We start from the raw sequence: 12290 nt of genomic DNA on the forward strand, positions 1-12290 counted from the left end.
AGTGCGACCCGGTCGTCCATAATCGAAGTGGACATGACGTAGGATCGGCCTTCCAGAGGCTAGTCGCGCCGTCGTGAAAGTAATCGGAGCTTCGAGCGAAGGGCGACCCGCATTCACGTCAGGCCTTTTCGAAAACTCGCATGGTGATCTGGTCGATGCGCGATCCATAGTCGGGTATGCCCCTGAACGCCGTGTGTCGCTTCGCGCCCGGATCGTTGCCTCCATGAGGGGCAAAGAACTGTGCGAACAACCTGTCTAGCTCGCCAGAAGCTCACCTTGCGGACGATCTCCGCAGCTGAGACGTTTCGCGGATTTTAAAGGAAACCTATGGAAATCCACGGCACTGCAGCCACTATGACCGTGCCGAGGAGCAGGGCCAGCATGTACGCCAGGATCGGACCCATGCCTTCGTCGGGATGAATCCGGCTGATGGCGCACGCCGCATAGTAGCCGACGCCGAATGGCGGCGCGAAAAGTCCAATCCCCATCGCCAGAACGACGATCATGGCATAGTGGACCTCATGCACCCCCACCTGACGGGCAATGGGGAAAAGCAGCGGACCGAAGAGCACGATGGCAGGGATGCCTTCGAGCACGCTTCCCAGGACGACGAACGCAAGGATGGTGACGATCAGAAATATCGGCGCACCACCCGGCAAGGAGGTCATGAACTTCGCAAGAGATGCCGAGAAGCCCGATTGAGTCAAAGCCCAGGCCATCCCCGTCGCCGCACCGATGATGAAGAGGATCGCGCCGGAAAGAGCCGCGGTCTCAACCAACATCGGATAGAGGCGACGCCAGTCGAACCGGCGATAGATAAAAAGCCCGGCCAATACGGAATAGACGATGCCTATCGTCGAGACCTCGGTGGCTGTTGCTACCCCCTCGACCACTGCGGCGCGGATCACAAATGGAAGGGCAATGGCGGGAATCGCGATCAGAAAGGAACGGCCGATTTCACGGCTGGTCGCCCGCTGAACGTGCGACAAATCCTCTCGACGGTACCGCCACCACACCACCGCGCACAGTCCGACCGCGAGCACGATCGCCGGCAATAACCCGCCCGTGAACAGGGCCGCGATCGACACACCCGTCACCGATCCGATCGTGATCAACACCAATGATGGGGGGATCGTCTCGGTCTGAGCACCGGTCGCCGCCAGGAGCGCGACGAGGTCACCACGCTTCGCGCCGCGTCTGGTCATTTCGGGGAAGAGCACAGGCGCTATTGCTGCCATATCGGCCGCCTTGGATCCCGAAATACCCGAGACCAGATACATCGCACCGACCAGCACATATTGGAGGCCGCCCCGAACGTGGCCGAGCAGGCTGGCGAGGAAACCGACCATAGCGCGGGCCATGCCGGTCATTTCGATCAACAAGCCGAGGAACACGAACATCGGCACCGCGAGCAGGATGAGATGGCTCATGCCTTCGTCCATGCGACCGATAACGACCACGTCGGGTGTGCTGGTCGTCAGTGTTATGTAGCCGATGGTCGCCAGGCCGAACGCGAAGGCGATCGGCACCGCTGCGAAAACCATGGCGCCAACGATAAACACGAAGAAGATCAGCAGGTTCAGATTGCCGAGGAGTTTAAGGATTGGTGCGAGCAGCGCGAGAACCCCAATCAGCGTTCCTACCGCAGCGATTGCAGCCGCAAGGTGCTTCACATTGGCTGTGGCTGCCAGCCTCAGGGTGGCTACGACCAGCATCAAGCCGACGCCGACCGGCAGGGCGGCCGCGCGCCAAGTGTTGACTATTCCCAGAGCCGGAGTTGTGACGAAGACTTCGTCGGCCGCAAACTCGTAGGCGGGGCGAACTACCAGAAGCAGGAACGCGAACGCGGCAGCCGTCGCAAAGACGTCAAGGAACAACCTGGCTTCCGGTCGGATCATGCCAATGATGGCCGTCATCCGCATATGCTCGGCCCGCTGGAAGGCGACGACCGATCCCAGCATCGCTAGCCATAGAAACAGGATGCCGGCGAGCTCATCCGACCAAACAATCGGGGTGTGGAGCACGTAGCGAGAGATGATGCCGACGAAAAGGATGATCACCTCCGCAATGACCAGCAGTGCGGCAGGAATGGCGACGACGGGCTTCAGTGCCTTGTTCAGGCTCACAATAGCCTTGCGCCATCCGGAGGCAGGCTCAGGAAGAGCAAGTGTCGCCCCGTCCATGTGCGCATGTTCCATGGCTCACCTCAACTTGCCCGCGGCTTTCTCAAGTTGAACCCAGGCCTCCTCGCCGAATTTGGATTTCCAGTCGGCATAGAAGCTCGTCTTTGCCAGCGCCTGCCGAAAGGCGGATCGGTCGACGTCGAGGAATTGCATCCCCTTGGCTGTCAAATCGGTGCGGAGGGACTCACTGAGCTTTGCGATGTCGGCTCGTTCATCGTTGGCCGAGCGATCGAATTCGCGCGTCACGATCTCTTGCACGTCCTGCGGAAGCTTCTGGAACGCGCGCTTGTTGCCGAGGATCCAGTAATTGTCCCAGACGTGACCCGTCAGGCTGCAGGTCTTCTGCACCTCATACAGGCGCGCCGTTGCTATGATCGGAAGGGGATTTTCCTGACCGTCCACGACCTTGGTCTGGAGCGCGGAATAGACCTCGTTGAAGTTGATCGGCGCTGGTCCTGCCCCGAGCGCGAGAAAGAGCGACGTCAGATTGGGTGCGGCAGGTACCCTGAGCTTAAGGCCCTTGAGGTCGTCCGGTGTCTTGATCTCACGGCCCGACGACGTGATGTGGCGGAAGCCATTGTCCCAAGGTTTGGACACCGCCGTGATGGGCGTCTTGGCGATCTGCGCGCGGATGTAGGCGCCGAGTTCGCCGTCCATGGCCTTCCAGACGGCATCGTAGTTGGAGAAGAGGAAGCCGAGATTCACGATGCCAGCGGCGGGTACAAGGGTGGCGAGGATCAGAGAGGAGAGGTTGAAAAGCTCGACGCTACCGTTGCGAACCTGCGTCAGCAGATCCGTATCCGAGCCAAGCTGGTTGGCCGGAAAGAGATTGATTTCTAGGCGACCGCTAGTCGCTTCCTTGATGCGATCGGCGGCCTCCTTGGCCCGAGCATTCACCGGATGCGCGGGGTCCTGCCCGGTCGCGAGCTTGTAGGTGAACTCTGCGGCGGCGGCCGGGCGGCTGAGGATGGCGCACAAGGGGACCGCCGCGCCGGCCAGGAGCAACTTGCGACGGGTGATGGCAGTCGATTTGCGTTTGGTCATTGCTTCCTCCTTGTTGAGTATCGGTATATTGATCGGCAGCAGCACGCTTCTGCAGCTCCCGCCGGTTCTCGGGCACCGACCGTCAGGCAGTGGCCATCGTTCTCCGCGGCGACGCCGCGTAAGCGATTCTTCCCTCAGTCGAACTTGACGTATCGAGGTGCGCGCCTAGCGCAGCCACCCCTTGATCTGCCTTGCAACTGCGGCAGTCGAAATGCCGTAACGATCGTGCAGCGTGGGAAGCGCCCCAGCGGCAAGGAACTCATCGGGCAACGCGATCTGGCGGAAGGCTGGATGGACGCCGGAGCGCATCAACAACGCTGCAATCGCCTCTCCGAGCCCGCCGATGATGGTATGGTTCTCGGCGACCACGACGAGACGGCCAGGTTTCCCTGCTTCGCGCAGTATCGCTCCGTGGTCGAGCGGCTTGATTGTCGGGACATGCAACACGGCCACGTCCACGCTATCACTGGCGAGTTCCTTTGCGGCTTCCAGCGCCCGCATGGTCATGATTCCAGAGGAGATGATCAGGACGTCCCGACCGTCCCGAATCAAGGATGCCTCGCCGAGCCTGAATTGATAGTTGTACTCGTCCAGGACGAGGGGCACCTGACCACGCAAGAGCCGCATATATACGGGCCCGTGATGCTCCGCGATGGCCGGAACGATCTGCTCGATCTCATGAGCGTCGCAGGGATCGATCACGGTCATGTTCGGCATTGCGCGGAACAGCGCGAGGTCTTCTGCCGCCTGGTGGCTTGGGCCGTAGCCGGAGGTGAGACCTGGCAAGGCGCAGACGATCTTCACGTTGCGGTCTTCCTCTGCAATCGTCTGGTGGATGAAGTCGTAGGCGCGCCGCGAGGCGAACACCGCATAAGTCGTAGCGAAGGGCATGAATCCTTCAGCCGCCATGCCCGAAGCCGCACCGTAGAGGAGCTGCTCCGCCATACCCATTTGATAGTAGCGGTCTGGAAACTCCTTCGCGAAAATGTGCAGGTCCGTGTACTTGCCCAGATCGGCGGTGAGGCCCACCACCTCGGGGCGGCTCCGGGCCAATTCGACAAGCGCGTGACCGAACGGCGCCGGTTTCGTCTTTTGTCCCTCGGCGGCGATCGACGCGATCATCGCGGAGGTGGTGAGCCGCGGTTTCCCGGGCGTAGCTGAGGTAGCCGACTTCATGACCTGTCTCCCGCATCAAGTTCTGCCAGCGCCAAATTCCATTCGTGCGCTTCGACCCGAATGAAGTGGTTCTTTTCTCGCTGTTCGAGGAACGGAACTCCCTTGCCCATGACAGTGTCGGCGATGATGATCCTCGGTTGCGGCTCGGGGTGCGAAATCGTCGCGTCGAATGCTGCCACGACGGCGTCCAGGTCATTGCCGTCGACTCGGCGTACGAACCAGCCGAAGGCTCGAGCTTGTCGACCAACGGCTCGAACCCCATCATCTGTTTCGAAGGGCCGTCGGCCTGCTGGTTGTTGACGTCAATGATCGCGATCAAATTGTCGAGCTTGTGGTGTGCAGCGGACATCATCGCTTCCCACTTCGAACCCTCGTCCAGCTCTCCGTCCGAGAACAGCGTGAAGACGCGGCTCTTGGAGCCCTTGCGCTTCAACCCGAGGCCCATGCCGACCGCGATGCTCAGTCCGAGCCCCAGGGACCCGCCGGACATTTCCATGCCGGGCGTGTAGGACGCCATGCCTGACATCGGCAGGCGGCTTTCGTCGAAGCCATACGTCTCGAGTTCGACTTCGGGGATAATGCCGGCCTCGATCAGTGCGGCATAAAGGGCGATCGCGTAGTGACCGTTGGAAAGGAGGAAACGATCGCGATCTTCCCAGGTGGGCTCCTCGGGCCGGTAGCGCATCGCGTGAAAATATGCGACCGCCAACACGTCGGAAATATCGAGCGCCTGCGCGATATAGCCCTGGCCTTGAACTTCGCCCATGCGCAGGGCGTTGCGGCGAATGTTGCGCGCACGCTGCGAAAGGCTAGGCGCGTTGACAAGTGAACTCGTGGACATCCGTCTCTCCATCGCTGCTCTTAGTGAATGAGCATCCCGCCGTTGACGTCGATCACGGCGCCGGTGACGTATGCCGAGAGGTCCGATGCGAGAAATGTGTAGATGCCGGCAACGTCCTTGGCCTCCCCGAGCCGTCCGAGCGGAATGCCTTCCAGGATCTTCGCTTTCATCTCGTCGTTGAGCTTGCCGGAGGTGATGTCGGTGCCTATCAATCCCGGCGTGACGCAGTTGACGCGGATACCATCGGCGCCAAATTCCCGAGCCATCGCCTTGGCAAGCCCAAGGACCCCCGCCTTCGCCGCCGAGTAGTGCGGACCACCGAAAATGCCGCCGCCGCGCTGGGCCGATACCGACGACATGCATGCAATCGATCCCGACTTGCGCTTCCGCATATGCGGGATCACTGCCTGGGACAGGAACAGAATGCCCTTGAGGTTGACGTCCTGGATACGGTCCCAGTCGGCCGGCGTGATGTCGAGGAATTTGACCGGCTGTGTGATGCCAGCATTGTTGATCAGGATATCGATTTGGCCGAAACCGTGGACGACAGCTTCGACTGCCTTCTGACACGAAGCCTGGTCGGCGACGTTGCAAGCAATTCCGATATGAGCGTCGCCGAGGCCTTGCGCGGCGGCTTGTGCGGCGGTCCCATCGATGTCGAGGATGGCGACCCGCGCGCCCTCTTCGGCAAATCGTCTGGCAGTTGCGAGGCCAATCCCGCGGGGCGAGGCCGCCCCTGTGATGATCGCCGTTTTGCCGCGAAGCAGCATTCGAATCCTCCCTGTCCCTGTCGTTTTGGACGCCGCGGTGGGCAGCCGGTCCTCTTGCCCCATTGCTAGAGCCGAGGGGCCGGCCGGGACAAACGCGCAGTTGTCTTGGATGTGTGAATCTGGTTCACTTGTGGGCATGCTGCTGTCGAGCATCCCGATCTCCGCTATCCGGGCCTTCGAAGCGGCTGCGCGCACTGGCTCCTTCAGCGACGCGGCCGACGAGTTGCATTTGACGCCGAGCGCCGTCAGCCACGCGATCCGCAAGCTGGAAAGCACCATGAGCACCGTTCTGTTCGAGCGGAGTGCTCGTTCCGTCCGTCTAACGCCCGCTGGCGAGAACCTGATGCGCCACGCCGGTGCGGCCTTCGACAATTTGCGGCGCGGGATCGAAGAAGTCGCAGGTCGCGGGCCGCAGCTCCTGAGGGTGCATTGTGCGCCAAGTTTCGCAGCGCAATGGCTGGCCCCGCGCCTGACCAAATTTCTCGCGGCCGAACCCAAACTGGAGGTTCGGCTCGCCGCCAATACGGAGTACGCCCGCTTCACGAACGACGATTTCGATCTGGACATCGTCTACGGTTCACCTCGCGGTGAGGGGCTCGAAGTGATCCCGCTTGGTGAAGAAACCGTCACCCCTCTGTGTGCTCCTCAGATCGCGAAGAGAATCCGCCAGCCAAAGGATTTGTTGAGCCAAGTTCTTATTCGCTCCGACGTGAAGCAGGTTCAATGGTATCAATGGTTCGCCGCGAACGGGCTCGAACCTCCAGCGATCCATGGAATGCGATTCGACCGCAGCTTCCTCGCAATAGCCATGGCTTGCGGCGGGGTTGGCGTGACGTTGGAATCAACTCGGTTGGCTGAAAGTGAGATAGCATCGGGGCGCCTGATAGCGCCCCTGGCTGGCCGCTCCACCGACATCCGCTACGTTGGTCATCATCTAGTGTTCCCGCGCGCTGGCCGTCAGCGCCGCGCTTTGCAGACCTTCGTGGAATGGATCAGGTCTGAGATTGCGCCAAGTTTATAGAGTAGCGTGAACTGGAGCTGACGTCCGCTCCTCACCCTTCGCGTTATTTCGTCGCGCTGCGGAATTTGGTCGCTATCGGGCCATAGCGGATTCTGGCAAGCCGTCCGCCCGGCAGATTTATGGGTTCAAGTCTAGAACGAAAACACACGCTGATAGCTGAGCGGGGCCATTTCGCGCATAGCTCCCCCTTGTTCCGTTTCGAACAGGTCAAACCAAGAAGCCTCCGAGCAAAGCGCGATGTCGCGTTCGCAACAACGGCGTTGCCCCCGCGCGAGACGCGCTAACTGCCGTTAATCGTTATGGGTTTTGTGTTCGCAAAGCGCTGGCATGCTGGTTGCAAAAGTTCTGGTCAGAAGCCGCTCTTGCAACAGCTAACCTTGAGGACATCAGATGAGTCTCGCCACGACCCAGAGTATCGCAGATATCAGGGCTCGCAACAAACAGCTGATCGAGGAGGTGCTGAAGGTCTATCCGGAGAAAACCGCGAAAAGGCGTGCCAAGCACCTCAACGTTCACCAGGCCGGCAAGTCCGACTGCGGGGTGAAGTCCAACATCAAATCCATACCCGGCGTGATGACGATCCGGGGCTGCGCCTATGCGGGATCCAAGGGCGTGGTTTGGGGACCTATCAAGGACATGGTCCATATCAGCCATGGTCCTGTTGGCTGCGGTCAGTATTCGTGGGGATCGCGCCGCAACTATTACGTTGGTACGACGGGGATCGATAGCTTCGTGACCCTGCAATTCACCTCCGACTTCCAGGAAAAGGATATCGTATTCGGTGGTGACAAGAAGCTGGTCAAAGTCCTTGACGAAATCCAGGAGCTGTTTCCGCTCAACAACGGCATCACCATCCAATCGGAATGCCCGATCGGACTGATCGGCGACGATATCGAGGCTGTCTCAAGAACTAAATCCAAGGAGTATGGAGGCAAGACCATCGTGCCGGTCCGCTGCGAGGGTTTTCGTGGCGTGTCGCAGTCACTAGGTCACCACATTGCCAACGACGCGGTGCGTGACTGGATCTTCGACAAGCTCGAGCCCGACGGCGCACCAAAGTTCGAGCCGACGCCTTACGATGTTGCAATCATCGGCGACTACAATATCGGCGGCGATGCCTGGTCATCGCGAATTCTGCTGGAGGAAATGGGCCTGCGGGTGATCGCGCAGTGGTCCGGGGACGGTTCACTCGCTGAACTCGAGGCAACTCCGAAAGCCAAGCTCAACCTTCTGCATTGCTACCGTTCAATGAACTACATCTCCCGCCACATGGAAGAGAAATTCGGCATCCCCTGGTGCGAATACAACTTCTTCGGACCTTCAAAGATCACAGAATCGCTGCGGAAGATTGCGGCCTATTTCGACGACAAGATCAAGGAAGGGGCCGAGCGGGTGATTGAAAAGTACCAGCCGCTGGTCAACGCGGTGGTTGCGAAGTATCGCCCGCGCCTGGAGGGCCGAACGGTCATGCTGTATGTCGGCGGGCTTCGTCCGCGTCATGTGATTGGCGCCTACGAAGACCTCGGGATGGAAGTCGTGGGCACCGGATACGAGTTTGGCCACAACGACGATTATCAGCGCACCGCTCAGAACTACGTAAAGGACAGCACGCTGATCTATGACGACGTCAATGGCTACGAGTTCGAGCGCTTCGTCGAAAAGCTCCAGCCTGATCTCATCGGCTCGGGCATCAAGGAAAAATACGTGTTCCAGAAGATGGGTGTGCCGTTCAGGCAGATGCATTCCTGGGACTATTCGGGTCCATATCACGGCTATGACGGCTTTGCGATCTTTGCGCGCGACATGGACATGGCTGTCAACTCGCCTGTCTGGAAAAAGACGAAGGCGCCCTGGAAGGAAACGCCGAGGGCCAAGCTCTTGGCTGCAGAATAGGGCAACAAGTCTCGCTCTCAGCGGAGAGCGGGCCGGTCAATTTCGATAGTAAAAGGATCTTAATAATGGCGCAAAGTGCCGAGCACGTGCTCGATCATCTCGAACTGTTCCGCGGTCCGGAATACCAGCAGATGCTGGACAAGAAGAAGATGTTCGAGGATCCCCGCGAGCCCGCCGAAGTCGAGCGTATCAAGGAATGGACGAAAACGCCGGAGTACCGCGAGAAGAATTTTGCGCGGGAGGCGCTAACGATAAACCCGGCCAAGGCCTGCCAGCCGCTTGGCGCCGTATTCGCCTCCGTCGGCTTTGAAGGCACGCTGCCTTTCGTTCACGGCTCGCAAGGTTGCGTGGCCTATTATCGCAGCCATCTGTCGCGACACTTCAAGGAGCCGTGTTCCTGCGTCTCTTCGTCGATGACGGAGGACGCTGCTGTATTCGGGGGCCTGAACAACATGATCGACGGGCTCGCCAACAGCTACAACATGTACAAACCCAAGATGATTGCGGTCTCCACGACCTGCATGGCTGAGGTGATCGGCGATGACCTGAACGCCTTCATCAAGACGTCCAAAGAGAAGGGCTCGGTTCCGGCGGAGTTCGACGTGCCGTTCGCCCACACGCCGGCCTTCGTCGGCAGCCACGTCACCGGCTACGACAACGCGCTCAAGGGCATCTTGGAGCATTTTTGGGACGGCAAGGCCGGAACGGTGCCGAAGCTGGAGCGCAGGCCGAACCAGGCCATCAACATCATCGGCGGTTTCGATGGCTATACCGTCGGAAACCTTCGCGAGATCAGGCGCATCCTGGAACTGATGGGAATCCAGCACACCATACTCGCCGACAACTCCGAAGTCTTCGACACCCCGACAGATGGCGAGTTCCGGATGTATGACGGTGGCACCACGCTGGAAGACGCAGCCAACGCCGTTCACGCCAAGGCGACAATCTCCATGCAGGAGTGGTGTACGGAGAAAACGTTGCAATTCGTGGCCGAGCATGGGCAGGATGTCTTGTCCTTCAACTACCCGATTGGCATATCCGCAACGGATGACTTGCTGGTGGCGTTATCGCGGATCGGCGGCAAGGACATTCCGGAGCAACTCGCACGAGAGCGTGGCCGCTTGGTCGATGCCATCGCCGATTCCAGTGCGCATATCCATGGCAAGAAGTTCGCGATCTATGGTGATCCGGATCTCTGCTACGGGGTAGCTGCCTTTCTGCTCGAACTGGGCGCCGAGCCAACCCATGTGCTTTCCACCAACGGCAACAAGGCATGGCAGACAAAAATGGCGGCGCTGCTTGCAAGCTCGCCGTTTGGGCAGAGCTGCCAAGTCTACCCTGGCCGGGACCTCTGGCACTTGCGCTCGCTCCTATTTACCGAGCCGGTCGATTTTCTGATTGGCAACACGTACGGCAAGTACCTCGAGCGTGACACTGGAACGCCACTGATCCGAATTGGCTTTCCAGTCTTTGATCGGCATCACCATCACCGCTCGCCCGTTTGGGGTTATCAGGGTGGCCTGAATGTGCTGGTCAAGATCCTCGACAAGATCTTCGACGAAATCGACAAGAAGACCAACCTTCTTGGCAAAACCGACTACAGCTTCGACATCATTCGCTGATGACGAACGGTGCGCGTGCCATCGCCAAACCCGGCGGTGGCACAAATGCACGGCGGTTAATCTCTCAATTAGTTTGCTGAGGGGAAAACGGATGAGTTCGCTAGCGGCCACGGTCCAGAATATCTTCGACGAGCCGGGCTGCGCCAAGAATGGCAGTAAGTCGAAGGCTGATCGCAGGAAGGGCTGCACCAGGCAACTGCAGCCGGGCAGTGCTGCCGGCGGCTGCGCCTTCGACGGTGCCAAGATCGCGCTGCAGCCGTTTACCGATGTCGCTCACTTGGTGCACGGTCCGATTGCGTGCGAAGGCAACTCCTGGGACAATCGCGGCTCGGCGTCGTCTGGCTCAAATCTGTGGCGGACCGCATTCACAACCGACCTGAACGAAACCGATATCGTATTCGGAGGCGAGCAGCGGCTGTGCAAGGCAATCACAGAAATCATCAATAAGTGGGACCCTGCCGCGATCTTCGTCTATCAGACTTGCATCCCGGCGATGATCGGCGACGATATCGATGCGGTTTGCAAGGCTGCGTCTCAAAGGTTCGGCAAACCAGTTATCCCGATCAATTCCCCAGGGTTCGTTGGCTCCAAAAACCTGGGTAACAAGCTCGCCGGCGAGGCCCTGCTCGAACATGTCATCGGAACGCAGGAGCCGGACTACACAACGCCGTACGACATCAACCTGATCGGAGAATACAACCTTTCAGGAGAGCTCTGGCAAGTGAAGCCATTGCTGGACGAGCTCGGAGTCCGGATTCTCTCCTGCATCTCTGGCGACGGAAAGTATCGCGAGGTCGCTTCTTCTCATCGTGCGCGGGCGGCGATGTTGGTCTGCTCAAAATCTATGATCAACGTCGCACGCAAAATGAAGGAACGCTACGGGATCCCGTTCTTCGAGGGGTCGTTCTACGGTATCCAGGATTCGAGTGATTCGCTTCGCCAGATCGCCCGCTTATTGGTCGAGCGCGGCGCCCCCCAAGAGTTGCTCGGGCGTACTGATGCGGTGATCGCGCGCGAGGAAACGCGCGCCTGGGCTGCCATCGAACCGTACAAGCCACGATTCAAAGGCAAAAAGGTCTTGTTGATTACCGGCGGCGTCAAGTCATGGTCGGTCGTGGCGGCACTGCAGGAAGCCGGTCTCGAATTGGTCGGAACCAGCGTGAAGAAATCAACCAAGGAGGACAAGGAACGCATCAAGGAGCTGATGGGGCAGGATGCCCACATGATCGAGGAGATGACGCCGCGCGAAATGTACAGAATGTTGAAAGAAGCGGAAGCGGACATCATGCTGTCGGGCGGCAAATCGCAGTTTGTCGCACTGAAGGCGGCGATGCCCTGGATCGATATCAACCAAGAGCGGTGCCATGCCTATCTGGGCTATCTTGGAATGGTCAAACTGGTGGAGGAGATCGACAAGTCGCTCTCCAATCCGATGTGGGAGCAGCTGCGTCGACCTGCGCCATGGCAGGTCTTGGCGAAGGCGATGGTGCAGATGCGATCACCGCTGGCCGAGATCGCTTGCGATCCTGCGCTCGGCGAAACGACGCGCCGAGCCAAGGAGATCTGCTTCTGCAACAAGGTCGATCTCGGAACGATCGAGGATGCGATCACCGCGCATGGCTTGATCAGCGTGGAAGCTGTCAGAGAGCACACCAATGCGGTCGGCGGCTGCTGCAACAGACGCATCGAGGGAATCTTGGCGGCCTCACCATCTGCCCTACCACAGGCCGCAGAATAAGG

8 protein-coding genes and 1 pseudogene are annotated in these 12290 nt (G+C 59.5%); 4 read left to right on the forward strand and 5 right to left on the reverse strand.

What is annotated here, in order from left to right; genetic code table 11:
* Positions 1 to 314: 314 nt before the first annotated feature.
* The 5 genes and pseudogenes from AKN84_RS10575 to AKN84_RS10600 all read right to left on the reverse strand — a co-directional run bounded on the left by AKN84_RS10575 (position 315) and on the right by AKN84_RS10600 (position 6014).
* The gene (locus tag AKN84_RS10575; protein WP_050420661.1) at positions 315 to 2198 is read right to left on the reverse strand and encodes a TRAP transporter large permease; all 1884 of its coding nucleotides are present in this window, start codon (positions 2196 to 2198) and stop codon (positions 315 to 317) included.
* Between the two features lie 3 nt (positions 2199 to 2201).
* The gene (locus tag AKN84_RS10580) at positions 2202 to 3227 is read right to left on the reverse strand and encodes a TRAP transporter substrate-binding protein (protein WP_050420792.1); all 1026 of its coding nucleotides are present in this window, start codon (positions 3225 to 3227) and stop codon (positions 2202 to 2204) included.
* A gap of 165 nt (positions 3228 to 3392) precedes the next feature.
* Positions 3393 to 4403, reverse strand: a complete 1011-nt coding sequence (locus AKN84_RS10585; RefSeq protein WP_050420662.1) for a transketolase family protein — start codon at positions 4401 to 4403, stop codon at positions 3393 to 3395.
* Positions 4400 to 5244: pseudogene (locus tag AKN84_RS44915) on the reverse strand (transketolase). Before AKN84_RS44915 ends, AKN84_RS10585 begins: the two are co-directional and overlap by 4 nt.
* Before the next feature lie 20 nt (positions 5245 to 5264).
* Complete coding sequence (locus AKN84_RS10600; protein WP_050420665.1) at positions 5265 to 6014, reverse strand: SDR family NAD(P)-dependent oxidoreductase; 750 nt, start codon at positions 6012 to 6014, stop codon at positions 5265 to 5267.
* A 139-nt stretch (positions 6015 to 6153) separates the two neighbouring features.
* Between AKN84_RS10600 and AKN84_RS10605 the strand changes: the two genes are divergently transcribed.
* The 4 genes from AKN84_RS10605 to nifE all read left to right on the forward strand — a co-directional run bounded on the left by AKN84_RS10605 (position 6154) and on the right by nifE (position 12288).
* A complete protein-coding gene (locus AKN84_RS10605; RefSeq protein ID WP_050420793.1) occupies positions 6154 to 7035 on the forward strand; it encodes a LysR substrate-binding domain-containing protein in 882 nt (293 codons plus the stop codon).
* A gap of 390 nt (positions 7036 to 7425) precedes the next feature.
* The gene (gene nifD / locus AKN84_RS10610) at positions 7426 to 8928 is read left to right on the forward strand and encodes a nitrogenase molybdenum-iron protein alpha chain (protein WP_050420666.1); all 1503 of its coding nucleotides are present in this window, start codon (positions 7426 to 7428) and stop codon (positions 8926 to 8928) included.
* A gap of 65 nt (positions 8929 to 8993) precedes the next feature.
* Positions 8994 to 10550 carry a nitrogenase molybdenum-iron protein subunit beta gene (nifK, locus tag AKN84_RS10615; RefSeq protein WP_050420667.1) on the forward strand — a complete coding sequence of 519 codons (1557 nt, stop codon included), beginning with the start codon at positions 8994 to 8996 and terminating at the stop codon, positions 10548 to 10550.
* 91 nt (positions 10551 to 10641) lie between these two features.
* Positions 10642 to 12288: a nitrogenase iron-molybdenum cofactor biosynthesis protein NifE gene (gene nifE, locus AKN84_RS10620; RefSeq protein WP_050420668.1), complete on the forward strand. Its 1647-nt coding sequence runs from the start codon at positions 10642 to 10644 to the stop codon at positions 12286 to 12288.
* Positions 12289 to 12290 lie beyond the last annotated feature (2 nt).

This window comes from Bradyrhizobium tropiciagri, assembly GCF_001189845.1.
In the GTDB taxonomy this organism is placed as follows: Bacteria; Pseudomonadota; Alphaproteobacteria; order Rhizobiales; family Xanthobacteraceae; genus Bradyrhizobium; species Bradyrhizobium tropiciagri.